Here is a 24,672-nt window from a genome sequence, read left to right on the forward strand (position 1 = left end):
GAGCGCTGATGCTAGCAAGCCGGAGCGCCCTGTTGCCATATGCGGAGAAGACACCCGGGCCCTCCGCCCCCCCCGACGCCGGTGATAGCGATCAGCGTGTGAATACCCTTGATTAGGGCCGGCGACCGCCTATTCTTAGCTTGATAACCAATAAAAACCCGGGCGCTACATGGGATTGACCCGGTGACATCGTCCTACTCGTACACGCCCGAGATCTGGCCGGCGATGGTCACGCTCGCCCTGCTGGTCTATCTCGGCCAGTACAGCTGGCGTCGACGCCATATCCGTGGGGCTAGGCTGTTCGCAGCCGCATGTGTCATGTGCTCGCCCTGGATCGTCGGCGTCATCATGGAGATCCTGGCGGTGTCCGTCTCCGTCCAGGTCTTCTGGTACCAGTTCCAGGCCGCCTGGCTCCCCGCGGTTGGCGCCACCATCACCTGCTTCATCCTGCGCTTCGCCCGTCTCGACGTCTGGCTCAACCTGCGTAACTGCACGCTCCTGTTCCTGGTGCCTGTGCTGAACGCGCTCGCCATCGCGACGAACTCGAGCCACCACTTGATTTGGACAGGGTTCGAGACGACCACACATGTCGTGCCCCTGCACGGCCCGCTGTACTGGTTCTTCAACAGCTATGTGTACCTGCTGGGGCTGATCAACCTGGCGGTGCTGGGATGGCTGGCGCTCCATTCCCGCGCCCATCGCTGGCCCGTTGCCATCATCCTGGCTGGCCAGGTCCTGGGCAGGGTCGGGTACACGCTCGACAAGATGGACACCGGCTGGTTCGGGCCGGGCGAGACGGCCTTTTTCACCGTCGGGCTCGTGGCGACCGCGTATGCGATTGCGTTCCTCGGCTTTCACATGATCGATCCGGTGTCAGCTGCGCGCACCTCAGTCCTCGAACAGATGCGCGAAGGCATGTTCGTGCTCGATCGCGAAAAGCGAATCCTCGATTTGAATCCCATGGCTGCCGCGATCCTGGGGAGGCCGGCAGCCAGCCTGCGGGGACGGTCGCTTGCCGGGCTCTTGCCTGTCGATGCCGGCCTGCAGGAGGGTTCCGTTGACAGGGGAACGGACCCGCTGGAGATCGTCCTGGGAGCTTCCGGCTCGCCGCGAGTTTACGAGGTCAACCAGACACCGCTCAAAGACCAGCGCGATGACGTGATCGGACAGCTGCTGCTGCTGCACGACATCACCGCGCACAGGCAGGCACGGGCCCGGATCGCTGAGCAGCAGGAGGTCATGGCGACCCTGCGGGAGCGCGAGCGTCTCGCGCGCGAACTCCACGACGGCATCGGCCAGACCTTCGGTTATGTCGGCTTGCAGACCCAGGCCGCGCTGCAGTGGATGCGCAACGGCAACATGGAAAAGGCGGAAAGCATATTGGGACGGCTCGCGGGTGTGGCTCGCGAGGCTCACGCGGACGTCCGCGAGTCGATCCTCGGTCTCAAGACCGACTCTCCGCAAGGGTGGTCATTCATCGCGACGCTCAAGAGCTATCTCGAGAAGTACCAGGCGAACTACGGGATTCGCACAGAGCTCGCCATCGCGGACGGTGTGGGTGAAGAGACATTCGACCCGGCCGCCGGAGTTCATCTGCTGCGCGTCGTGCAGGAAGCGCTCAGCAACGCCCGCAGGCACGGCGGCGCCACGAGGCTGGCAGTGAGGCTCGGCATGAACCGGACCCATGCCCATATCACCATCACGGACGACGGGGCAGGGTTTGACAGCACCAGCTTCGGGAACACGAAAGACGGTCACTTCGGCCTCAGTTTCATGCGGGAGCGCATGCAACAAATCGGCGGCTCGATGGAAATCGACTCGAAGCCGGGCGCTGGCACGGTGCTGACCCTGGGCCTGCCGGCCGGAAACCACGGGAGGGCGACCGGTGCGCGTGCTGCTGGTTGACGACAATCGCCTGATGCTGGAGGGGCTGCAGAGCCTGCTCGAGGCGCGCGGCATCGAGGTCGCCGGGGTGGCGGCGGACGGACTGGACTCGGTCGAACTGGCGTGCCGGCTCAGGCCCGACGTGATCCTCATGGACGTGCGCATGCCAGGGTGCAACGGCCTGGAGGCTACCCGCCTGATCAAGGCCAGGATGCCGCCGGCCAGGATCGTCATGCTGACCACCTCGGACGACGACGACGACCTGTTCGAGGCGATCAGGTGCGGCGCCTGTGGTTACCTCATCAAGAGCATCGACACCGAGACCCTCGTGGATGCCCTGGAGCATGCGCATGAGGGCATTCCGCCCTTCTCCCCGGGCCTGGCGGCAAAGCTGCTCGAGGAGTTTGCGCGCATCAGTGAAGCAGAGCATCCACCCGCGCCCCCGGTCGATCCGGATGACGACGATGTTGCATCTATACCCGGGCTGAGCGCACGCCAACTCCAGGTCCTCAAGCTGGTGGCCCAGGGGCTGTCGTACAAGGAGGTCGGGGCCCGGCTCTACCTCAGCCCGCGCACCGTCAAGTACCACATGGGCCAGATCATGGACCGGCTGCACGTGCAAAACCGTACCCAGCTCCTCGCGCATGCCGGTCGTATGGGCTGGGCCGGCGACCAGGCCGACAGCTAGCGCAATCGCCGCCCACTGTCCCCAGGGACAGTCCCACGAATCGTGTTGACTGTCCTTTTTCTATCCCTCCGGACATTACCCGGTGAAGGTTCCGCGCCTATGGTTCCCCTAGAGGAATCCGTGGAGTGAGCATGGAGCCTCCCGCAAGCGAAGACTCTCCTCGCCTCCTGTTCCTCGATATTGCCAAAAAAAGTGGCGACCGCATCCGGCCCGCCACAACAGGAGGGCAATCAAATGAGAACGAAGACAGTGTTGGCGACACTGCTGCTAACAACGCTAGGACTGCCGCTGGCCGCAACGGCGGAGGATTTTACAAATTGGTCTCTGACCTTCATAAATTCCGACGGGACTCCTGCGGGGAGCGGCTCTTTCCGCGCCGACGCCGATATTCAGTATCGGACCCCGGCCCTCGATATCGATATCACGGTGAACGGCGTTGAGTATGACTTCACGTTCAGTCCCGGCACGTCGAGCGCACTGTATTTCAATAACTTTACCGGTGGGGTAGGAGGCTACGCTCTATCGTCGAACGAAGACGGGACGCAAATTCCTTGCATCGGGTTTGGCACGGATGTTGGTGGTCGGTGGGACTATTTTCTCTGCACCGTATCCGGTGGTGAGTTTGGGGGCGCAGAACGGTTGTCGACCTATGGCTACTTTAGCGTCAAAGATGCGAGTGAAATCTGGCGTGACAATTTTGAGCGGCCAGGAGCGAGTAATACGGTCGGAAACGATTGGACCGAGATCGAAGCGAATCCCGAGAGCATCGTGGTGGCATTGGGCCCGGGTCCGGGAATGATTGTGAAGTTATGGAATGTCCGTGATGGCGAGCCCGATGCCGCCATAAGGCGGATGATTTCAACGGCTGGCTACGAGAATATTGAATTAACATTCGCTTACCAGAAAGGTCTCTACGCTTTCTCCGGTGATGCTCTCAAGGTCTATTACACCGTTGACGGTGGCACGAACTGGACATTAATCACCAGCCTTGATCTGGTATCGGCCCCTAACTGGATCGTGTGGAGTGGCCCCGTCGGACAAGCTGCGGCCAATGCACCAGGTTTTGGCATCAGCCTGGAAACCGAAATCTCCGACGAAGACTACTCATGGCTCTCTCATTCCAAGGGGGCAAACATCAACTACGTAGTTATCAACGGAACGCCCGCGACGGCCGATGGGCCCCCGGTCGTGTCGGACGTCGCAGCCAGCGATGTGGTTTTCCCGGCCGACGTGATCCTTACCGCCACTGCCACGGACACCGAGTCGAACATTGTGTCCGCGGAATATTTGCGTGATGGCAGTGCGAGCGGAGATATGAGTGCGGCAGATGGAGCGTTCGATGGAACGTCTGAGGACCTGACGGCCACGCTCACCGGCCTGATGGTGAAAACGCATGAGGTTTGCGTCACTGCGACCGACCAGGGCGGCAACACAAGCGACGGAACCGTGTGTGACACCTTCGATGTCACCGCGGCACAGCTCGAGGTCGGCTTCGTTGGCCAGTTGCTGGACATCGACGGTGCGCCGACCGAACTGACGGCTGAAGTGACGGGACCGTGCTCCAGTGGTGCCGACGTCGAGTTCTTTGCCGACTCAGGCAGCGGCTATGAGTCTCAAGGCACTGCCGAGGCCAACACTTCGGGCGTGGCTACCCTTAAGGACGTATTCCTCCCGGTCGGCATCCACGACATCACGGTCGAAGTCGGCGACCAGGATCTCGGTGGAGACTCGGCGCCGGAATGCACAGGTGACAGCGACACCGGCATCACGGTGGTCGCGGATACGCGGGCTTCTTCGACTGGCGGCGGCTGGTACAAGATCGACAGCCTGACGCCACCGCGGGTCAACTTCGGCTACACGGCCCAGACCAAGTACAACAAGAAGCTGGACGAGTACTCCACCAGCGGCAACCTGCTCTGGATGCACCAGGACAACTACCGCCTGAAGGGCGTGATCAACGCCGGGGGCAAGCTGCCGGATGAGGCATGTCCTGCAGGATTCTCGACCTGTGCCGCGTTCGCGGGCGAAGGGACGCTGTACCAGCACAACCCGGCCTACGATCCGGACTGCGAGGAGCCCTATGGCTGCGAGCCGGAGTGGATCAACGCCATTGCCAACAACCCGTTCATCTTCTTCGTGAACGACGGCGGCGTGGTTTTGGAATGCCTGAACAAGAAGAAATGCAAGGAGGTCGAGCAGGCCGACCAGTTCGGCATCGAGATTGCGCTCGAGTCGCTCGATGCGGAGTCGGACCCGGTCTACCTGAACGGCGGCAACCTCGTCGTGAGATAGCCTCGATCCGGCCGGCCTGTGAGGCCGACACGAGGGGGCGGCCACCCGGCCGCCCCTTCTCTTTGGCCCGGGACCACGGCTCGTGACGGATGGGGTATCAACCCCATGGTACTCGGCCAAGCTTCTCCCTACAGATTAGATACAGCCGACTAATGGCGTCGCCGGCTGCGCGATGCGCATGCTCCGTCAGATGTTATTTGCGGCTGCATTGGGGATGACGTTCGTCGTCCCGATTGCTTCCGGACAAGGAGAGAACAATGAAAGGGAAAACAGCAAAACTTGTTACCGCGTTGATCGCGGCCGGACTGGTGGTCGTGGTGCCCTTGGCGAATGCGAAGCCAATCAAGTACCTGGGGCAGGGGTGTGCCTTTACGATCCTGATCAACCCCGGCATGCCCTATACACAGTCGTTCAAGCCGACATTCAGTATCCTGAAGAAAGCGGAGCTTGCACTGTTCAACTACAGCACAGCTGGTGCCGAAGACAAGGTGTTCTATGTTGATCTGCACGACAACGTGCAGGGGTTGGTCGCCCGGAGTGATACGGCCACGCTGTCCGCCGACACGAGCTACGACGATGCGATATCGGGCGGCACCGTGACCTTCACATTCGGCGGGGGCGTGGCTGTGAGGCCGGGAGATATCTACTACCTGCACCTGTACACGATCAATAATGAGCAGCTGGATGCCTGGCTCTGCTATGGCCCCGATTTCTACCCAGACGGTTTCTTCTTTTACTCCCCGAGCGGAGATATGGAGTTCGCGGTCTTCGGAACCGGTCCTGGCAAGTGAGTCACCGTTCCACGCCGGACGCGGTACCGGTCGCAGCCCGATCCTCGCAAAAACTTCATGGTGGTCTAACCTTAATAAAGACGGCGCGCTACTTCAGCGCGAACGACTTGCTGTGCTCCGCGACAATGAGACAAGGACACATGGAGAACAAAAAACAAAGTTACTGGCGCTTTGCCGCCATGATCGGCACCTCGATGGTGCTGATGTTCGGGTTGATGTACCTGAACAGTTACGAGATCAGTCATGTCCGCTGGAGCGAAACTCGGTTCTACATGACCCTCATCATGGGTGCGGGCATGGCGGTTGTCATGCTGAGCTATATGACCGGCATGTACGACAATCGGAAAGTGAACCTGGCCATCGTCGCAGGCAGCCTAATCGTGTTTGCAGCGGCTCTATGGCTGGTGCGCTCGCAGGTCACGGTGCAGGACAGCTCCTACATGAGCGCAATGATTCCGCATCACTCTATCGCCATTGTGACCAGTGAGCGCGCGGAAATTCGAGATGTCCGCGTTCGAGAGCTTGCTGATGAAATCATTCGTGCGCAACGTCGCGAGATCAAGGAAATGACCTGGTTAATTGAGGACATCAAGCAGAACGGGGCGGCGACGTCCGAGTCCGAAGCCGCGGCCCGCCCTGTACCGGACTTCGAAGGCGCGTTGTAGAGGCTTGACGAGACAGTACTCAAGCCGGCTAACGGTCTGGCCTCACCAGGGCGTTCCTTAATCACCACCTTAAGGAGGACTTTATGAAGAAGATCACATCAATTTTTACATTGGCACTGTTGCTCGCTTTCGTGCCAGCGGTCCAGGCCGACGAGCACAAGGCGCCTGACGAAATGCCCATGGCCGAGCAGAGCCAGAAGATGCATGCCCAGATGCAAAAGATGCAGGCCCAGATGCAGGAGATCAAAGCGACCAAGGACCCGGACAAGCGTCGCGAGTTGATGCGTGAGCATCGTCAGAGCATGCACGAAGGCATGATGATGATGGGCAACATGGGCAACATGGGCAACATGGGCAACATGGGCAAGGGCCAGGGCATGATGTCGAGCGGTGGCGGTCCCAAGGGGGCAATGCATGACATGGCCTGCAAGGACGATGACAGCCAGTGTCAGCGGGTGCAGGCGATGGAGCAGCGACAGAGCGCCATGGAAGAGCGCATGCAGATGATGCAGCAGATGATGCAGCAGATGATGCAGCAGATGATGGAGCACCAGGCAATGCAGTCCGAAGACCAACGGTGATTGCACCATTGCCGCGCTGCGGCAAAGCGGTCCTAATGGCCCTATCAGGACTCTTCGGCACGGAGCGCCCGGTGCGCGGCGGTGCGGTGCAAGGCTCGGAGCTTTTCTCCCATGGTCTTGTTCTTGCGGAGGTACCCGTCTAGGTCCAGGTCCCGGAAATCGGATTGGGTCATGGCGAGGGTTGCCAGGGCGTCCCACATGGCGGTCTTGAGTTCGGTGCCGGCGAGAAGGGCTTCGAGTTCCACCACGCGGGAGAGGTCGGAGTACGTGAACAGGCTGTCGTTGAGCTTGAAGCGGCCCGCCTTTTCCCCGCTCCAGGCGGCGAAGTTCTTGAGCGGAGAATCAGAGGCTTTGATTCGGCGGAGCATTTCCTTGAGCGTTTTCCGCTCCGCTTCCAGCATCGGGATGATCTCGGCCAGGAATTCGCCCAGTTCGCCCTCGGGATTGCTGTTCCTGGCCCGTTTGGCCAGTTCCAGCACGGCAAGCGTGAGGGCGGCATGGTCGACGAGGTAGGTTTTGAGGTGGTTGGGCATGACGAGGCCTTCCCGGTCGGGATTGGCTTGGTGACGGCGACATGGTCCGAGTGATACGGCCTTGTGGGTATCGTGGACCACGATGCGGATAAGAAGAATATAGACGATACCTCGAAGTACGGCGGGCCGAGGGAAATGTGCTTATCGCCGCAAGGCACGGAGACATCCGGCGAGAAGACCGAGAAAGTCCGCCGTATGCGGTGCGATGAACGAACCGCGGTGCAAAACATTCATGGCGAACATGAAGTCCACCGCTAGGGTTTTTCCTCTGCCGGCATCAGCCTGACTCGCCCGCCCGAGCCTGGCCGAGCATCGTCCGAACGGACCGAACTCGATCCAATCGAACCATGCTCAGGGGGCGTATCAGAAAGAGAAGCGGCCACCCAGGACCGGGCCACTGAAGCTGAACTTTTCCATCAGCTCTTTCGGGCCACCGTCATATTCGAAATGACGATAGCTGAGCACCAGGTCGCCCCAACCAAAGGCATAGGATGCGCCCGCGATGACTTGCCACGTGAGATCAGAGTCGCCTGTGCCGATGTAGAGGTAGTAGGGCAGCGACCACTTGCCGTTGCCGATGTGCCTCTTGCCCTTGATGCCGATAATGGCATCCCAGGAATCCAGGTCACTCTCGATCGCGCCTTGTCGAGACAAAACTGTGCCACCGCCAGGCAGCTCGATGTCTGCGCTAAGGTTCCAGCTTGTTTTCGTGTCCACGCTGAAATACCGGGCACCGGCGAAGATGTCGGTCGATGAGGTCTCGTCACGATGGATATTGAATCCGCCCGCCAGTGTCACCGTGAAGCCATCGAGGTCAGTCTGTGTGTCGAGGTTCACGCTTGCATCGATTGGAATGACGTCTCCGCTTCCGGGCGACACCGATACCACTCTGTCGTCGTCCGACTCGAGTCCCAGGTAAACGACGTCGGCAAATACAAAGAAGCGGTCCTTGCGAGCTTCGCCCCGCAAAAGAAACGCACTGTTCAGCAAATCCAGCCAGTCCGTAGGCCCGACATCGACCCGAGGTGCGCCGTCGCTACCGCTGGCCGGCGTGTCGTAATTAAGGTCCCCACTGATCGTGGGTAACCATACATATGGGGTCAGTTGGAATTGCCATCCAGGCTCGTCCGCGTGTGCCGAAGCGCTCTGCAGTGCCAGGGGCAATAACACCAGGAACATGGAACGCATCATGGGCCCTCTGCCGTTAGTATCTGACAAGATAGTCCTTCGCCTCCATGCAGGCGCTGAACGCCTTCTTGAAATTGGCGACTTCCTCCGCGCTCGCGGTGATGGCTTGATCAGCCTCGGCCGCCGCCTGTTGCTGCGCCTGCTCGCCTGCAGCGCGAGCCCGGCGCCGGGACGCAACCAGTCCCACCGCCGCCCCCACAGCAGCGCTCTCGCCTGTATCAGCATGCGACAATTCGCCGACGACAGCGCCTGCCGCTGCGCCCTTGACGGCCCCGCTTGCCCCGGCGCCCTGCGTGGCGCCCTGGGCCTGCTTTGCCTTCTGCTCAGCTTCTTGGGCGGCGGCGGCCTGCTCTTTCTCGGCTGCAAAGGGATCAACGCCCGTGTTCGTCGCCGCCCAGTCATAGCAGGCAGCTTCGTCCTTGGACTGCTGCTCGGCGGCCTGGCCTGCTTTCGGAAACGCATAGATGTCGAGTGTCGCGGCCAGGGTCTTGCCAGCGTCCTCAGCTGTGGCCGTTGCCGCCAGGGCAAATAGCAGCGTCGCCGAAATAATCTTGAGTTTCATTGCACAACTGTCCTGTTCTGTAGCCACGAGGGTCGGGATTGTTTGAAGCCCGACATCCGCATTGGGCTGTCGGCGCTATTTACCTGCGAATACGGCTTGCCACTCCTCCGGCGTCATCTGGTCACGGATATTGAACCGATGATCGAGCACGCGGGATTGAGCGGCCACCCATGCGGAGTTGAGCGCGTCGAGCTCCTCCTGCATGCCGGCCGCATCCGCACTGTGATCCGTGTAATTGGATTTCAATGAATTGCCGGTTTTCGCCAGGGCCTTGTTGAAGACTTTCAATTCGTCATGCAGTGACGCGACCTCCTTCGTGATCGCGTCAATCCTCTCTGGGTCGACTACCACCTGCTCGGCGCGATGGCTGAAGTCTTTGAGCATGTCCTCGGTAAGCAGGGCACCGGACGCGGCGGCACCGCCAAGAAAGAAAGCGACGAGTAATGCGGCAAGCATCTCAATTCCCCCCGGCAGAAATGGCCGACGCCTGCGGGCCAAGCGCGTCGATGTCAAACTTCGACAGCTTTCTCCACTCGACCTCTGTCGTCACGGCCTTCATCTCGGCAATCAGACCGACAAACTCCGCCTGGAAGCCGCGGCGGTCGCTGTCGTAGCCACGGACGAGCTTTTCGAAATCTTCGCGGGTGGCGGAGTAATCTGAGCTCAGCGTCTTCATCGACTCCGCATAAGTCCGGACCGACTCCGAATGACGGGCCATCAACGCGTCTCTTTCGTCCGCCAGACCGGCAAAAATGGCCGCCCTGGCCGGATCCGCTATCTCGACGCTGATCATTTTCCGAAAATCGGCGTGCGCCGCGGAGGTGCGCTCCTGTAACTCATAGGGATTCGAGACTTTCGACCTGCTCGCGCAGCCAGGCGCTGTGAACAACACGAGGCCGGCCACGGCAATTATGGGAATCTTCATGTAATACATCAGGTTACCCGAGTTCCTGGGGCGTTTAGTGCCTCCAGTCTCCGCCGGGCGCTGCTGCCGCGCTATCCGTTCTGCGCAACAGCGCGTCATTCCTTGCCGGGATGTTCTTTTAGCGGCTGTCTAATTCCTATACGCTCGCTTTTCGACCCGGTCCGGGTCCCAGGAAGAGCATGCAAGCGCAACGTGCAGATCGTGGCGGCGAGGAAAGGCCCGTACCCGGTCTATTCCATGACCTGGACGAGCTGAATCACGCCATCAGCGGCTCCGAACTCGAGCTGATCCAGCTCGAGCCGGGCGACCTTGCGGTTCGGGCCTCGAGTGTTGATATCGACGGGCTGTCGGTGGACCGCGGCAGCATCAATCGGAACTTGCGGGTCCGGGGAGGACTGGATACCGAGAGATATTCCCTTGGTATTTTCCATCCGGGTGCCCGCGCCCGCCTCAATGGCATCGCTGTCGATCCATCCGCGGTGTTGTTCATGACACCCGGCCTGGAGTTGGATGGCCACCTTTGTGAGTCTTATGGCTGGACGTCCCTGGTGATTCCCGCGACATGGATCGAAACCATTTCGCTGGCCGCGCGGGATCCCGGCTTCCTCAGTCTGCGCGCTGGTTGCCGGGGCCTGCGCCCCGATGCGCGCAAGTTGTACGATCTTTTCCTCGCGACGGAAGTATTGGTCGCATCCCGTTGCCGGGCTGCGTCATGCCAGGAGGGCGAAACGGAACTGTGCCTCAATGTTCGCGATGCGCTCGGGGCCGTGCTTAGCGAGTTCGACACGTCCGACCGTAGGGTGGTGTCGGGCACTGTGTCGCAATATCGCCTGGCACGTCGTGCGGAGCGCTGCATTCGCGAGCGAGGTTCAGAGAATGTCTCCGTCGATGAGCTCTGCGCGGAGTTGCAGGTCAGCCGTCGCTACCTCGAATACGCGTTCCGCAACGCCTTCGGTACCAGCCCCTCCCGCTATTCCCGCTTGCTGAGATTGCATCACGTCCGCCGCCGATTGAGGCGCCTGGGCGCGGCGACGACCGTGACGACCGAAGCCCTGGACCATGGCTTCACGCACCTGGGATGGTTTTCCATGCAGTACCGAGCATTGTTCGGGGAATCACCCCGCTCGACGCTCAATCGCCAGGCAAGTCCCGGAATATCATAGAGTTCCGGTCGATCCCCTGCCTGCGGTGCGCAATATTGATAGCCGCCCACCGGCCGCTTGCGGCAACATCGGCCCGTTAGGTGAGTCCGTAATGGCGGGGGGGCAAGAAGATGATGGTCTTTGCAAAGCGACTGTTGGGCGCTGTGGTCGTGGGCGTGCTGGCTCATTCGGGCGCCAGCCTGGCGGCAGAAAGCGTAACCGTGGACAACTTCGTTCGTGCCGAGACCGACATGACGATGCGGCGTTACGAGGCCCAGGGCGGTTTCGGCAAGCTTCTCCACATCCGGCAGCCAACGCCCCTGGATCGGCAAGACGTCATCCGGATGAACCGGGATACGCTCTATTCGATGGGGATATTCGACCTGACCGAGCCGGTCACGATCACCATTCCGGAGACCGATCGCTGGCTGTCGATGATGCTGGTCAACCAAGACCACTCGATTCCCCCCGCCATCTACGAGGCCGGCCCGCACACGATCACCCAGGAACTGGTCGGCACCCGGTATGTCGTGGTGATTTTCCGGACGCTCGTTGATGCGAACGACCCGGCCGACATCAAGCGGGCGAATGCAGTCCAGGACCAGTTCAAGGTGGAGCAGGCGAGCCCCGGTTCGTTGGAGGTCCCGGAGTGGGATGAGATGTCGCTGACCAAGGTCCGGGACGCTATCAATGTGCTGGGATCAACGCTGACGGACACCTCGGATATGCTCGGCGTCAAGAGCGAACTGCCGCCGATTCACCACCTCATTGGGACGGCGATGGGCTGGGGTGGCAATCCCAAGCACGATGCGAGCTACATCAACGGGTTCCCGGACCAGAACGATGGCAAGGTCAACTACGCGGTGACAATGAGGGACGTCCCGGTCGATGGCTTTTGGTCGATTACGGTGTACAACAAGAAGGGCTTCATGGAGCCGAACCCGCTGGGGATTAATTCCATCAACAACCTGACGGCCACACCGGACCCTGAAGGCGGAGTCACTATCCACTTCGGCGGTTGCGAAGACGGACGCGTGAACTGCATCCCGATCACCGAGGGCTGGAACTACATCGTGCGGCTGTATCAGCCCCGCCAGGCTTTCTTCGACAAGACATGGACGTTTCCCGATCCTCAGCCGGTGGACTAGGGCGCACTTCGCAGTCAACCGGTCCGGTCAGACAGGGAGAAAAGTATGATGGGCAAAATATCCGCCGGGCACATGCAGGGGCTGCGCCTTTCTTGTTGCGCATTACTGCCGGCGTTCCTGCTCGCCGGGCCAGCAATGGCCGACGCTCGATCCTCAGGGGTGGACAAAGCCAGCCTGAGCCTGAGCGTCTTCCTGACGCACCGCGATTCGAACACGAGGCTGGACGCATCGGCCGGCGACCCGGGCACAGATGTCGACCTTGAGAATGATCTCGGACTGAATCGCTCGGACGCAGTGTTTCGCGTCGATGCCTTCTACAAGTTCAATGAAGCGCATCGGATCGACGTGAGCTGGTTCGATCTTTCCAGGTCCTCGTCGAAGCAGATCGAGCGCGACATTGAATGGAACGGCACGTTGTACCCGATCGATACTGCGGTCGACAGCCAGTTCGATCTCGATATCTACAAGGTGGCTTACACATGGTCCTTCTGGCGCAAGGATCGCAACTTTCTTGGCGCGACCGGGGGGCTGTACATCGCAGACACCGGCACATCACTCAGCGCCGACAGCATCGGGGCACGGGAAGTGAGCAGCGCGACGGCACCGCTACCCGTGATCGGCTTGCGCGGGCAGTACTTCTTCACGCAAAACTGGTCGGTCCGCGCCAGTGGTGAATTCTTCTTTTATGAGTCTGGCGATTGGGACGGCGACCTGGTGGATTTGTACCTCGGTGTGGACTACGAGTTGTCAGACAGGTTTGCCGTCGGCGTGGGATTCAATTCCGTGACCTTCGACCTCGGCGTCAGCAAGGAAAACTTCACCGGCCAACTGGACTGGGGATATAGCGGCGGCCTCGTGTTCTTGCGGGGAAGACTCTAGCCAGAAACCGGGCTGCTTTACGGAGCGCATAAGATGCAGTTTGGTGGCCCAATCGACATGCTGCCCTTGCCGGGCATTTTTGCAGCGACTTTTGTCCTCGTCATGCTGTCGGTGGAATGTGGCTGGCGTCTGGGTCGAGCGCGGTGGCGCCAGTCGGAGCCCGAGATGGATGCTCCGGTCGGGACGATGGTCGCGGCCTCTCTCGGCCTGCTCGCCTTCATACTCGCGTTCACGTTCGGCATGGCGGCTGCGCGCTTCGACACCAGAAGAGAATTGGTGCTCGAGGAAGCCAACGCCCTTGGGACGGCCTATTTGCGTGCGAGCCTGCTGGAGACGCGAGGTGGGGAGATACAGGACCTGCTGCGTACCTACCTTGACGTGCGACTGGACGCAGTGCGGACCGGCGCGGTCGCGGAGGGCATCAGGCAATCGGAGGTTCTTCACGGCCAGCTCTGGGCGGAGGCTATCGTCGTAGCCCGCCTCAATCCAGAGTCGACCACGGTGAGCTTGTTCATTCAGTCGCTCAACGAGGTCATTGACCTTCACACAAAACGCATCGCGTCCGGCATCAGGATGCGCATTCCCGGGACGATCTGGATCGGCCTGTTCACGGTCGCCAGTTTTTCCCTCGGCGCGGTGGGCTACCAGGTTGGCCTTTCCGGGTCGAGGAGGTCCCTGGCAATCATGGCCGTGGCGGTCACGTTCTCCACTGTGATCTGGCTGATCGCGGACCTCGACCGGCCCCAGGAAGGCTCGCTGACGGTGAGCCAGCAGGCGCTCGTCGAGGCCAGGCAAGGCATGAATCCCACGCTCAACAGCGGAACCGCAGCGGATCAAGTGAGATAGCCGGGTTCAGCGACCCAGTGGCCCGTCGCGAATCTGACGCGATTGAAACGCGGTCACGCTGAGCGCACGAGTTGATGTTGCGAGCTGCCCTGACTCGTCCGAACCGGGTTCCGAACCACCGTCCGAACGGGCCGAACCAAGTTTGCTCGAGACCAGATCAAGCCCATCGGCCCTATACCCTCTCCAAGCGCTGGACCGATCTGACCACGCTGGTCTGGTCGGTGCGAAGGTGTCGGTAAAGACCTCGCCGACCGAGGTGTAGCATTCTGGTCCTGTGGCTAGATCGCCGGCGTCGCTGTACATATCATGCCGACCTTGCCGCCAATACCGTGTCGTCGACATCGGCGTCGAGATCGAACCCGGCAACCTGCACGTCCTTAAATTCGACCTTAATTCAAGTGAGCCAGCCATGCCCCGAATCATCAATATCCTGGATCATCCCGGCGGACTCGAGCCGGGCGTGGACTACATCCATCGGCAGTGGGGCAGCCAGGACAATCACGATTTCTACCTTGACTGCGCCCGGCATTCTTCGTCCGGGCCGGAAGGTCTGCCCCGCTTTTACGTTCTCATGGAAGAAAAGGACATCATCGGCTGTTGCGCCCTCCTGGTGAGTGACTTCCTCAGCCGGCAGGACCTTTGGCCGTGGCTGGGCTGCTTGTATGTCGAGCCGGCGTGGCGCGGGCGACGGCTGAGCGGGGCGCTGATGGCGCATGCGAGTGCCGAGGCGAGCCGAGCTGGCTACCGCGAGCTGTTCCTGAGCACCACTCATGACGGGTTGTACGAGAAATTCGGCTGGACCCGGATGGAGGACGGTTACAACAGCGACGGGGATCGCTTCCGGATTTACCGGATCGCCACCTGTGTCGGGTCGTAGCAACCTGCATCGAGGACAGCGCGTTTACACGCGGTATCCGCTCCCCTTAATCTCGCTGCAGTCATGCCGAACATCGGGTCAAGACACTACGATGAAGAAGTCATATTTCGTTTCATTGATCTTGTTGAGCGCTGTTGGTTTTTGCTGCCTCGCGCGGGCTGAGTCGATTGAGTCAAGGTCGCTCGTCTACGAGCTGGAGGAAAGGCTCGACATTCCTTATTACCCGGAAGGCCACGAGCACGACTCTGAGTTGACCCGGCTGAACCTGGTGATTCCCAAGGGCGCCGAGAACCCGCCGGTGCTTATGTGGATCGGCGGCGGTGCCTGGGCTTACGTGGATCGCCATAAAGAAATGGCGCTCAGTCGAAAGATCGCGCAGAGAGGGGTGCTCGTGATTTCGGTCGGGCACCGTCTTAGCCCAGCGCTGCTGACCGACAACAAGAGAGAGGAGGGCATCCAGCACCCTGAACACATCAAGGATCTTGCCAGGGCTTTCAAATGGGTTTTCGACCAGGCGGGCGCCTATGGCTACTCGAACAAGAATATTTTCGTTGGTGGTTTTTCGAGCGGTGCTTACTTGTCCGCCTTGCTGGCTGCCGACAAGCGCTACTTGGCCGAGCACGATTTAAGTCCGGCAAATATCAGGGCGATCATTCCTGTTGGTGGCGGCTACGACATCCCGGAATACAGAAGGCTGCTTGTCCAGGCGGATCCATCGTACGACGCAAACCACATCATCCCCGTGTTCGGAGAAACCAACGAACAACATGTTGAAGCATCCCCGATTACATATATCGAGGATTTCTCTACGCCCATGTTGATGTTCTCCGAGCGGGATACCTATGGCTACGGGGCGGGCTTTGAGCAACGCCTGCGAGAGCAAGGGTTTCAAGAATTCACTGTCGTGAACGCTTACGACGAGACGCATGCCAGCTTGTGGACCAAGATGAGCAAAGAAGAGGATTACTGGTATCGGGATTTGCTCGTGGACTACATATTCCGGATGAGGGACTGACCCGCGCCCAATCGCAATCTCTGAGTTGTTTCAGAAGTTACGTCATCGTTCGGTCAGGATCGTCCCCGCCGACGACCGCAGCACTGCCCAACAGGGGCGTATGCGAGACACCAAGGGATTCCAATCCCTTCGCCTCCCGCCATAACTCCCCTAAGCCCTGGAAAAGCTTGGTGGACCCGCCAGGAGGTGCGGATTCTGGCGTGGGAACAACATCGGAAATCCGTGGCCGCTTCGCATAGAATGGGGCGCTGCGAAGGGGAGCGATAAGGTCATTAGTATTGATGCCTAGTTTACGGATGCCTGCGGGCCTTTCGGCGATCTCCCTCGGTCTCATCTACATCGCCGCCTTCGTCTATTTCGGCGCCTTCTTCTCGTATCCGGCCAGTGGAAGCCCGGCAGACAAAATGCGGTTCCTGGCAGATCACCAGTTGGCCATATCGGTGGTCTATCTTTCCATTTATGTCCTGTTTGGCGTGCTGTTGGCGATCCTCGTCGTCGGCTTGCACGAGCTGCTGAAAGCCGTCACCCCACGTATCGCTCCGGTCGCGTCGGTCTTCGGTGTGGTCTGGGTCGGCCTGGTCATCGCGAGCGGGATGATCTACACCATCGGCCTGGACCAGTCGGTCAACCTGCTGGCAGAGAGTCCAGACAAGGCGTTCGACCTGTGGCGAGCGGTTTCCGTCATCGGCAACAGCCTTGGGGGCGGGAATGAGATCGTCGGCGGCCTATGGGTTCTGCTCGTGAGTCTTGGGGCGCTGCAAGCGGCAGTTCTGTCACGCGGGCTCAACTACCTTGGATGCCTGGTCGGGGTCGCGGGGATAGCTACGGTATATCCGGCGGAGATGCTTGCCCAGATCTTTGGCCTGTCACAGATCGTCTGGTTTGTCTGGCTCGGTGTGATGCTCCTGCGCTCGGACGACACTGCAGCCTGACTACCGTCACAGACTCCCCAGCCTTCCATCGGCGCTCGGCCTGCATGACGCGGGCGTGATCAGCAAGCGTCGCATGGGCGAGTTCGAGGCGCTATGCCATCTCGATGTGCACGAGATGCCGCCGCGGAAGATCAAGAGCCTGCGAGAGGTTGTTGAACCTGGTCGAGCGGAAGGGGTTGGAGGCGGTGATCTGACCTCGCTCCAATCCCGGCAAAGGGCTAATCCAAACTCTACTTATGAAGTGTCTCCGCTGAAGGGGGGAGCTTACGCATCACCCCTCGTTCTGCTGCTCGCCAAGAGCAAGCGCAGGGCAAACACGTGGGTCAAAATTGAATGCAAATCCTTAGCCGAAACGGGCCAGTTCTGGGTGCAAGTCAACAATCACGCCCTTAGTTCATGGAAAAGGTGCTTGGCGCTTCCTATACTCTTTTTCAAACGCTTGGGATCGCAAAATTGGGCCAGTCTGCACTGGTCCTTTTTGCTTTCTCTAGCAGACATGCCCGGTACACAAGGAGAGATCAATTGGAAGTCTACGGCTACGGCGTACTCGCACATGGCGCACCCTTCATTCCCGTCCGTTTCACCCGCGAGGACGTGCGTCCCGGCGAGGTGGCGATCGACATCACGCATTGCGGGGTCTGCCATTCGGACCTGCACCAGGTCGATAACGACTGGGAGAACACGAACTATCCTTGCGTGCCCGGCCACGAAATCGTCGGCATCGTGACAGAGGTCGGCGACGGCGCGACCAAATTCAAGAAAGGTGACCGCGTGGGCGTGGGCTGCATGGTCAACTCCTGCCAGGAGTGCGAGCCTTGTCGCAACGGTGACGAGCAGTACTGCGACGGGCCAAAAAGCGCGACGCTGACATACAACGGCACCAAGAAGCCCGACGGCACAAACAGCTACGGCGGTTACACCGACGCCATTATCGTGCGCGAGGAATTCGTGCTGCGGATTCCCGACGGTCTGTCGTCCGAGGCCGCGGCGCCGATCCTCTGCGCCGGCATCACGACCTACCAGCCGATGAAGCATCTCGGACTGAAATCGGGCCAGACTCTCGGCGTCGCCGGGATCGGCGGCCTGGGCCACATGGCTATCCAGATCGGCAAGGCCTTGGGCGCCAAGGTCGTGGCCCTGACCACGAGCCCCAAGAAATGCGACGAGATCAAGAAGCTCGGCGCCGACGAGGTGCTGTTGACGACGGACGAGGACGCGATGTCCGATGCAGCCATGTCGCTCGACCTGATGATCAACACAATCCCCGTTCCGCACGATATCAACGCCTATGTAAACCTGATGAAGCCGAACTCGACGCTGGTAGTCGTCGGCAACATGATGGGCTTCGAGGACGTGCAGTCGGCCCCCCTCGTGTTTCACCGCATCGGCATCCAAGGTTCGCTGATTGGCGGCATCGCCGATACCCAGGAAGTGCTCGACCTCTGCGCCGAGCACGGCATCGCGCCCGAAGTGGAAATCGTGTCGACCGGGGATCTCGACAAGATCTACGATGAGCTACGCAACGGCAATCCGCGCTATCGCCACGTGCTCAACATGAAGGCGTTCGAGGACAATGTGGAGGCGCGATCGCTGGCAGCCGAGATTCCGCCCCCGACTCGCGGCGACGTCGTTGGTCGCTAGTGGGGTAGCCGGATTCGCCCCGATCGGTCAGTCGGGTGGTATGAGCTGCAGCTGTCAGATCCCCCTGAGCCCATGACAACATGGTGGGCCCGCCAGGCATCCCCGGCGCGTCGATGAGGCACCGTCGCATATACTTGGCCCATCTCCAATAAAGAGGCGCGCCCATGTTGCTCCGCAGGATCACTAAGCATGTGAAAGCGCAGAACTGGTTCGCGGTCGGCCTCGACTTCGTGATCGTCGTCCTCGGCGTGTTCGTTGGCCTGCAGGTCCAGGATTGGAATGATTCCCGCAAGGAGCGAGTCGAAGAGAGCTTGTTAATGGTTCGGCTGTTCGAGGAGACTCGATCGCTGATCGACGCTCACGACAGGGAACTGGTCTCGCTTCGGTCGCGGGCAGAGGTGCTGATCGGCGCGAATCCAGTCTTGTTCTCGCAAGCACCAAGCAGAGCGCTTACAGAACTGGAATGCGGCCGCGTCTCTGCATCACACGTGTACCGGCGACCCGCCGACGAACTTCCGGTCCTTGACGAGATGCTCGAGACCGGTCGCTTCGATCTGCTGCAGGATGCGGGCGTAAAGGACAGCCTGCGAGCGTACTTGCTGCTTCGGGAACGCGGCCGTGCCTACTATGAAGAGGCGGTAAATGAACTTTTCCGACTGCACAGCAGGTTTCCTTCGCTAATAATCGTTCGTCGCTTGCCGGTGACCTCGGACAGCGATGTTAGTTGGGGAGGCCTGAGCGGCGATGGATATCGATGGGTACCTCAGTGTGATGTCGACGGAATGAGGGCGAACGCGGACTTCCTGAACGAGTATGTCGATAATCTGAGTCGCATCAACACGCTGACCGGTTTTGTGGCGGAACGGCGGGACCATCTCCTCGAACTCAAAGATACCCTGGCTAATTTGACCGCGAGGCAAGGCCGCGCGAACTGAGTGGGATCAGCTCTTCGACGGGAGGACCCGGAGTTTGAGTACCTCGCCAGCTGATCCAGTCCGCTACACTTCAGCTCCCGCCACGTTGACAAAGCATTGCGCCGTTGCATGCCGAAGAAAAAGAACAAGCATCAGCCAGTGGAAGTTCGCCTGCGGATTGATGGTCTCGAGCTCGTTGCCGAGCCGGGCAAGCGAAGTGCCGATTTCGACCGCCTGCTGGAGCGCAATAAAGCTAATTCGTTTGTCTTCATTCCGTTGGAGAAGTTAAGAGGCAAGAAAAGGCACAAGCGCTCCAGGCCGGACCCCCTCTCGCGCAAGAAGAAGCTCCCTGAAGGCAATTGGCTCGACGGTGAATTTCGCAATTCGGCAGATGGCGAGATTGTCCCCGGCGTCCTGGGATTCGATATCCGGCGCCGCGATGCTCGCGAGATCGCGGCAACGGTCGGAGTCAAAGAATTTGTGTGGGGCACGCACGGGGCGCCGGCAGAAGGACACTTCACCAGGCTCTTTGAAGACGATGATGCCTATTCATGGGATTCCGTACGTCGACGCGCGATCGATGGCCTGAAGGACGCCTATGTCACGGCCACCAATATCCGGCAGCTCCCGCGAGCGGTTGAAGAATCGCAGACCACGATGTGGCGGTTCAGGCAACTGGTCTTCCTGGTCCTTGGCCTTGCATTGGCTGCCGGCTTTCTGCAGATGCTGCTGCTCGAATCCAGAAGCGGGTTCACAGCCATTGTCAGGATCGCGATCTATCCGCCAGTGATACCCGCAGTACTCGTGGGTGTGTACCTGCGCGCGCTGATGAAGAAGGCTGAAGAGCAGGATCGCGATTTCACGGCTGCCGAGGCCAAGCGCAACTGGGCGCTGGTGGCACCGCACCTGCTCACGCTGTGGGGGCTTTGTTACGTGGCGGTGCTCGTACTGACCTGGCTTCAAGTCGTGCCCAGTGCCGACCTGCCTTTTCTCGGCCGAACCAGCGGTGTATCAACCTCATTTATTGTCTGTGTCTGGATGTTGCTGCCGATCGCGCACTCTCGCGATGTCAAGCCGCTCTTTGCCTCTGCCGTTGAGTCCGGTATCGCGGCACTGGTGTCGATATTCACGATCAAAGTATCACTCTATGTCACGAACCTGGTGACCGACGTCATCTGGAGAATAGCCGCAGGGCTCTTGCCATTCGACATCCCCGAAGCCTTGCAAAGAGTGATCAGCAGCATCGTCCATTTCGGTGCCGAAGTGTTTTTTGTGGCCGTGCTGTTGGGGTACGCCTGGTCACGGACACGCGAGCAGTTCATGCGGCTGTGATCAGCGCTGGGTCGGCGAAACGGCGCGCTGCCAGGGCGGGCCGTCGGTGTATGTGCGGAAGCTGACGACCTTGCCATCCACGAACTGCCACACGTGGGCAAACGGCGCCTCGACGCTGCGACCGGTGGCCTTGTAGGTGCCGCTGTAGTAACCGAGCGCGACCACGCGGTCGCCTTCGGCGACGTAAGTATTGGTGACCACCGAGTGGTTGTCCCATTCCGCGCCGATGCGCGCGATGAGGCCCTCCAGGAGGTCATCAGGGCCGACGTACGTACCGGCGTAGGGGTAGCCCTCGGCGGCGACCCACACGACGCCCGGATCGAGGATGTCCAGGAAGGCCGCGACGTCGCCGCGCGCGAAGTTGGCGTAGGCGGTTTCGACGATCGCGCGGTTGTCGTGCTCCTGCGCGAGGACAGGTGTGCAAAGCACGACGGCGAAGAGAGCAAGCAGGAAGCGGTTTATGCCTGTAAAGCGTCGTGTGCGAAAGCGGCGCGTGCGCAGAAAAACTTGGGCGAGGGTGGCGGGTTTTGCAGGCATAGTGTTCTCCTTCAGGCATGAAATTGGGTGGGAGCGCCAGCGACTCGGTCGTCACGAGTGTAAACCGTATAAACCACCTTTTCGCTGGCTGGTGCCCGCTCCTCACCGACGCCGGCACATGCGTGCAGCGTTCTCTTCCACGCTGATCGCCGCCCAGCCCCGCCTATGCCCCACACCAGGGGATTCCAATCCCTTTGCCTCCCGGCATAAGCCCCCGAGCCCACGACAGCGTGGTGGGCCCGCCAGGAGGTACCGGCACCTCTCCGAGGCACCGGTCTGTCGCCTGCGGCTCGAGGGCGAACCTGAATCCGTCATCCCAGGCTTTCATCGATGGGCAGCTGCTGTGGTATACGGGAGTCCAGAAGCAGGGAGTTGTGCCAGGGGTAATGTCCGGCGCTTTCGCCGCATCACGATCCTGGCGCTGTTACTCAGAATTGGATTCAGGTGGCAGAAAGTTGCAGATTCAATACGAACACGGCCGCGCCATAACCAGTGACAGCTTCATCGAGCTGCTTGAACGTTCCACCCTTGCGGAGAGACGCCCCATCGACAGCGCTGCATGCATTGATGCGATGCTCGAGCACGGAAATCTTCTGTGCACAGCATGGGACGGCGAGAGACTGGTTGGTGTCGCCAGGTCAGTGACAGACTTCGAGTATTGCTGTTACCTGTCCGATCTTGCGGTTGATCGTGCCTACCAGCACCAAGGCATCGGCAAGGAGCTGATTCGCCTCACCCAGTCACGGCTTGGCGAGAGAGCAACGGTGATTATTCTGGCCGCGCCAAAGGCCTCCGAATACTACCCAAACATTGGATTCGAACGTCACGATTCCGCCTGGACAATTCCGGCGAAGAAAGCTCTCGAATAACGGCGGCGTGTGAGAATCAGTACGCGTAACTGAATCGAGGACGAATTCAATGGACCTGCTCCTGTCATGGCTTATCCTCTCGTTCGCGGTGTGGGTCACCGCAGCCGTCCTGCCAGGCTTTCACGTCAAGAGCTTCGGCAGTGCGCTCCTCGTCGCTGCCATTTTCGGCATCTTGAATTTTCTGCTCGGCTGGCTGCTGTTCGCCGTGTTCACCGTGGCGACCCTTGGGATCGCCTGGCTCCTGGCGTTCCTCACGCGGTGGATCATCGACGCCATCCTGCTGGTCTTTACGGACCGCCTGACCAACCATCTCAGCATCGACAGCTTTGCCTGGGCGCTCGGCGGCGCGCTGATGATGTCGCTGATCGGCACGGCCGGGCAGATGCTGCTCCGCGCCGCCATGTAACCAGGACCTGTGAATCAGTGGAGCGGATTCAAGGGGATCTGACACGAACCTGGAACCGTTTCTTCGGTGGCGCGCTGCGGGGAAAGACGCCTGCCAACTGCTGTGGTACATGGGAGGGCGCGTCCTGGAAAAGCAGGGAGTAACGCCCATGCCAAGCGTACTGCCCGGCGCTTTCGCAGCATTACGATTCTGGCGCTAATTCTTAGACATTGAATTAATCAGAATTGGAGGACCCGATGGCCGTTGTCCGTCTCGACCCAGACAATTTGCTGGTGGCATCTGAGGCTCTCGCTCGCGCCTTCCAGGACGATCCTCTGCAACGGTATGTATTCCCGGATCCCGTAGAGCGCGCGAATCTCTCGCCGGCGCATTTCGAGTTGGTTCTGAAGTACGGCTTATCGTTCGGAGAGGTCTTTACGACGGAAAACTGTCCGGCCGGAGCGGCGGTGTGCTTGCCTCCAGGCTCAACTGATGTGACGGAGGAGAGAGCGGCAGCGGCAGGGCTTGACCAGCTCCCGGTCTTGATAGGTGAATCAGCCGCAAACCGGTTCGGTTCGGTGCTCGGCTACCTTGAGCCATTTCACAACATCGACGTCCCGGAACCGCACTGGTATGTCATGGTCGTGGGCGTTGAGCCAGCCGCGCGAGGGCGTGGGCTTGGGCGGCAGTTGCTGCACCCCATGCTCAGCCGGGCACGCGATGAAGGTCACCCTTGCTACCTTGAGACTGCCCAGCCAGACAATGTGCCGTTTTATGAGCACCTGGGCTTCCGGGTAGTGCGGCATGTCGTTGAGCCGGAGAGCGGAATTCCGCTCTGGACGTTTCGCTGGGATGCTGCCTAGCGGTTCGCCGGGGCTCACGCGATAGTAGCTATGCTTTGGGTGGGCGCTCTGGCTATGCCCACACCAAGGGATGCCAATCCCTTCGCCTCCCGCCATAGCGCCACTAACCCCATGATTTTGATGGTGGGTCCACCAGGACTCGAACCTGGAACCAAGGGATTACGAGCGTCAGGCACAAGTGCATGATTTAGTTACACAAATCGAAGAACGGTAAGGGTTTTTTCACCGCCTTCATCAGCCGGATATCCCCGTCCGAACCGGCTTCCGAACCACCGTCCGAACCTGCTGCCAGAAGCCAAGGGCCGGCGGATCCCTTGGTGTATCCCGGTGAACGGCTTAGCGGTTTCTCCCGGCCAGCCCGCCCGAACCCGGGCCGAGATCGGTCCGAGAGTGCCCGAACATTGTCTGAACGGGCCGAAATGTGACCGGCGTCCTACCCCGTTCATACGTGTTTGCACGATTGTCTCTCCCAGCTTTTGTGGGCTATTTAGCCCAAATATCGCGCCCCACGGATGAGGGCGTAGGAGAGCACGATGTCCAACAGTGGTCGGGTGATTGGGATTTCACTGGTTCTGTTTGGGCTCAGTGCCTGTGGCGGTGGCAGTTCCGGGGGAGGGGACTCAGGAACGCAGCCGCCTCCAACGACGCCAACCTATTCGGTCACCACGTCCGTCACGGGCAGCGGCAGCGGCTCGATCAGTCCGACCTCGCGGAGTGTCAGCCAGGGCGGTACGACCAGCTTCACGATTTCCCCCGCTTCTGGAAGCAGGATCGCAAGCGTCAGTGGTTGCGGAGGCTCACTCAGCGGGACGACCTACACCACGGGTGCGATCAATGGTAACTGCACCGTAACTGCCAACTTCAGTCTGAGTGCCTATACGGTTACTGCTAGTGCCGGGACCGGCGGCTCGATCAGCCCGGGCTCAGTGAGCGTCAGTCACGGCGCCACGACCTCGTTCAGTGTGACGCCAAGCAGTGGATATCAAATCAGTGCTGTCAGCGGATGTGGCGGATCGCTCAGCGGCAGTACCTATACGACCGGCCCCATTACGTCTGCGTGCTCTGTAACCGCCAGTTTCCAGGTAACCAGCGTTACGCCGCCCCCATCGCCAACCACCTTCACCATCTCAACAGCGACCATGGGGGATGGGAGCGGCACTGTAAGCCCAAGCTTGGCTAGGGT

25 protein-coding genes and 1 pseudogene are annotated in these 24,672 nt (G+C 60.2%); 20 read left to right on the top strand and 6 right to left on the bottom strand.

Annotation, left to right across the window (positions count from 1 at the left end; genetic code table 11):
• Nucleotides 1-183: 183 nt before the first annotated feature.
• From G8346_RS03220 to G8346_RS03245, 6 genes are all read left to right on the top strand, one after another.
• Complete coding sequence (locus G8346_RS03220; protein ID WP_166048177.1) at nucleotides 184-1,905, top strand: histidine kinase N-terminal 7TM domain-containing protein; 1,722 nt, start codon at nucleotides 184-186, stop codon at nucleotides 1,903-1,905.
• A complete protein-coding gene (locus G8346_RS03225; RefSeq protein ID WP_166048180.1) occupies nucleotides 1,886-2,572 on the top strand; it encodes a response regulator transcription factor in 687 nt (228 codons plus the stop codon). The genes G8346_RS03220 and G8346_RS03225 overlap by 20 nt, the downstream gene beginning before the upstream one ends.
• Nucleotides 2,573-2,806: 234 nt before the next feature.
• The gene (locus G8346_RS03230) at nucleotides 2,807-4,864 is read left to right on the top strand and encodes a hypothetical protein (RefSeq protein WP_166048181.1); all 2,058 of its coding nucleotides are present in this window, start codon (nucleotides 2,807-2,809) and stop codon (nucleotides 4,862-4,864) included.
• Between the two features lie 257 nt (nucleotides 4,865-5,121).
• Complete coding sequence (locus tag G8346_RS03235) at nucleotides 5,122-5,655, top strand: hypothetical protein (protein ID WP_166048183.1); 534 nt, start codon at nucleotides 5,122-5,124, stop codon at nucleotides 5,653-5,655.
• 140 nt (nucleotides 5,656-5,795) lie between these two features.
• The gene (locus tag G8346_RS03240) at nucleotides 5,796-6,320 is read left to right on the top strand and encodes a DUF305 domain-containing protein (RefSeq protein ID WP_206202562.1); all 525 of its coding nucleotides are present in this window, start codon (nucleotides 5,796-5,798) and stop codon (nucleotides 6,318-6,320) included.
• Nucleotides 6,321-6,403: 83 nt separating this feature from the next.
• The gene (locus G8346_RS03245; protein WP_166048186.1) at nucleotides 6,404-6,901 is read left to right on the top strand and encodes a hypothetical protein; all 498 of its coding nucleotides are present in this window, start codon (nucleotides 6,404-6,406) and stop codon (nucleotides 6,899-6,901) included.
• 44 nt (nucleotides 6,902-6,945) lie between these two features.
• Here the strand turns inward: G8346_RS03245 and G8346_RS03250 are convergent, their stop codons facing one another.
• The 5 genes from G8346_RS03250 to G8346_RS03270 all read right to left on the bottom strand — a co-directional run bounded on the left by G8346_RS03250 (nucleotide 6,946) and on the right by G8346_RS03270 (nucleotide 10,118).
• Nucleotides 6,946-7,434, bottom strand: coding sequence for a hypothetical protein (locus G8346_RS03250; protein ID WP_166048188.1), 489 nt, complete (start codon nucleotides 7,432-7,434; stop codon nucleotides 6,946-6,948).
• A 363-nt stretch (nucleotides 7,435-7,797) separates the two neighbouring features.
• Nucleotides 7,798-8,625, bottom strand: a complete 828-nt coding sequence (locus G8346_RS03255) for a hypothetical protein (RefSeq protein ID WP_166048190.1) — start codon at nucleotides 8,623-8,625, stop codon at nucleotides 7,798-7,800.
• A gap of 13 nt (nucleotides 8,626-8,638) precedes the next feature.
• The gene (locus G8346_RS03260) at nucleotides 8,639-9,184 is read right to left on the bottom strand and encodes a hypothetical protein (RefSeq protein WP_166048192.1); all 546 of its coding nucleotides are present in this window, start codon (nucleotides 9,182-9,184) and stop codon (nucleotides 8,639-8,641) included.
• Between the two features lie 75 nt (nucleotides 9,185-9,259).
• Nucleotides 9,260-9,640 carry a hypothetical protein gene (locus G8346_RS03265; RefSeq protein WP_166048194.1) on the bottom strand — a complete coding sequence of 127 codons (381 nt, stop codon included), beginning with the start codon at nucleotides 9,638-9,640 and terminating at the stop codon, nucleotides 9,260-9,262.
• 1 nt (nucleotide 9,641) lies between these two features.
• Nucleotides 9,642-10,118 (bottom strand): hypothetical protein, encoded by a 477-nt coding sequence (locus G8346_RS03270; RefSeq protein ID WP_166048196.1) that lies wholly within the window; start codon nucleotides 10,116-10,118, stop codon nucleotides 9,642-9,644.
• A 170-nt stretch (nucleotides 10,119-10,288) separates the two neighbouring features.
• On the opposite strand from G8346_RS03270, the gene G8346_RS03275 reads away from it, so the two are divergent.
• The 10 genes from G8346_RS03275 to G8346_RS03320 all read left to right on the top strand — a co-directional run bounded on the left by G8346_RS03275 (nucleotide 10,289) and on the right by G8346_RS03320 (nucleotide 20,835).
• On the top strand, nucleotides 10,289-11,272 hold the full coding sequence (locus G8346_RS03275) for a helix-turn-helix domain-containing protein (RefSeq protein WP_166048198.1): 984 nt from the start codon (nucleotides 10,289-10,291) through the stop codon (nucleotides 11,270-11,272).
• Between the two features lie 110 nt (nucleotides 11,273-11,382).
• Complete coding sequence (locus G8346_RS03280) at nucleotides 11,383-12,399, top strand: DUF1214 domain-containing protein (RefSeq protein ID WP_206202563.1); 1,017 nt, start codon at nucleotides 11,383-11,385, stop codon at nucleotides 12,397-12,399.
• A 45-nt stretch (nucleotides 12,400-12,444) separates the two neighbouring features.
• Complete coding sequence (locus G8346_RS03285; RefSeq protein WP_166048200.1) at nucleotides 12,445-13,278, top strand: hypothetical protein; 834 nt, start codon at nucleotides 12,445-12,447, stop codon at nucleotides 13,276-13,278.
• Between the two features lie 33 nt (nucleotides 13,279-13,311).
• Complete coding sequence (locus G8346_RS03290) at nucleotides 13,312-14,124, top strand: hypothetical protein (protein WP_166048202.1); 813 nt, start codon at nucleotides 13,312-13,314, stop codon at nucleotides 14,122-14,124.
• Between the two features lie 409 nt (nucleotides 14,125-14,533).
• On the top strand, nucleotides 14,534-15,001 hold the full coding sequence (locus G8346_RS03295) for a GNAT family N-acetyltransferase (RefSeq protein ID WP_166048204.1): 468 nt from the start codon (nucleotides 14,534-14,536) through the stop codon (nucleotides 14,999-15,001).
• Nucleotides 15,002-15,092: 91 nt separating this feature from the next.
• Nucleotides 15,093-16,016 carry an alpha/beta hydrolase gene (locus G8346_RS03300; protein WP_166048206.1) on the top strand — a complete coding sequence of 308 codons (924 nt, stop codon included), beginning with the start codon at nucleotides 15,093-15,095 and terminating at the stop codon, nucleotides 16,014-16,016.
• A gap of 296 nt (nucleotides 16,017-16,312) precedes the next feature.
• The gene (locus tag G8346_RS03305; protein ID WP_206202564.1) at nucleotides 16,313-16,948 is read left to right on the top strand and encodes a DUF4386 family protein; all 636 of its coding nucleotides are present in this window, start codon (nucleotides 16,313-16,315) and stop codon (nucleotides 16,946-16,948) included.
• Nucleotides 16,949-17,470: 522 nt separating this feature from the next.
• Nucleotides 17,471-18,589 carry an NAD(P)-dependent alcohol dehydrogenase gene (locus G8346_RS03310; protein WP_166048210.1) on the top strand — a complete coding sequence of 373 codons (1,119 nt, stop codon included), beginning with the start codon at nucleotides 17,471-17,473 and terminating at the stop codon, nucleotides 18,587-18,589.
• A 191-nt stretch (nucleotides 18,590-18,780) separates the two neighbouring features.
• Nucleotides 18,781-19,524, top strand: a complete 744-nt coding sequence (locus G8346_RS03315; RefSeq protein ID WP_166048212.1) for a hypothetical protein — start codon at nucleotides 18,781-18,783, stop codon at nucleotides 19,522-19,524.
• Nucleotides 19,525-19,632: 108 nt separating this feature from the next.
• Nucleotides 19,633-20,835, top strand: a complete 1,203-nt coding sequence (locus tag G8346_RS03320) for a hypothetical protein (RefSeq protein ID WP_166048214.1) — start codon at nucleotides 19,633-19,635, stop codon at nucleotides 20,833-20,835.
• Here G8346_RS03320 and G8346_RS03325 read toward each other — a convergent pair whose 3' ends face one another.
• Nucleotides 20,836-21,372 (bottom strand): nuclear transport factor 2 family protein, encoded by a 537-nt coding sequence (locus G8346_RS03325; RefSeq protein WP_166048216.1) that lies wholly within the window; start codon nucleotides 21,370-21,372, stop codon nucleotides 20,836-20,838.
• Nucleotides 21,373-21,827: 455 nt separating this feature from the next.
• On the opposite strand from G8346_RS03325, the gene G8346_RS03330 reads away from it, so the two are divergent.
• The 4 genes and pseudogenes from G8346_RS03330 to G8346_RS15060 all read left to right on the top strand — a co-directional run.
• Nucleotides 21,828-22,241 carry a GNAT family N-acetyltransferase gene (locus G8346_RS03330; RefSeq protein WP_240901270.1) on the top strand — a complete coding sequence of 138 codons (414 nt, stop codon included), beginning with the start codon at nucleotides 21,828-21,830 and terminating at the stop codon, nucleotides 22,239-22,241.
• A gap of 49 nt (nucleotides 22,242-22,290) precedes the next feature.
• Complete coding sequence (locus tag G8346_RS03335; RefSeq protein WP_166048220.1) at nucleotides 22,291-22,647, top strand: phage holin family protein; 357 nt, start codon at nucleotides 22,291-22,293, stop codon at nucleotides 22,645-22,647.
• A gap of 236 nt (nucleotides 22,648-22,883) precedes the next feature.
• Entirely contained in the window at nucleotides 22,884-23,489 is a 606-nt protein-coding gene (locus G8346_RS03340) for an N-acetyltransferase (RefSeq protein WP_166048222.1), read from the top strand.
• Between the two features lie 533 nt (nucleotides 23,490-24,022).
• A pseudogene (locus G8346_RS15060) lies at nucleotides 24,023-24,562 on the top strand (hypothetical protein); the annotation flags it as partial.
• Nucleotides 24,563-24,672: the final 110 nt, after the last annotated feature.

It is taken from the genome of Thioalkalivibrio sp. XN279, assembly GCF_011089885.1.
Lineage (GTDB): Bacteria > Pseudomonadota > Gammaproteobacteria > Steroidobacterales > XN24 > XN24.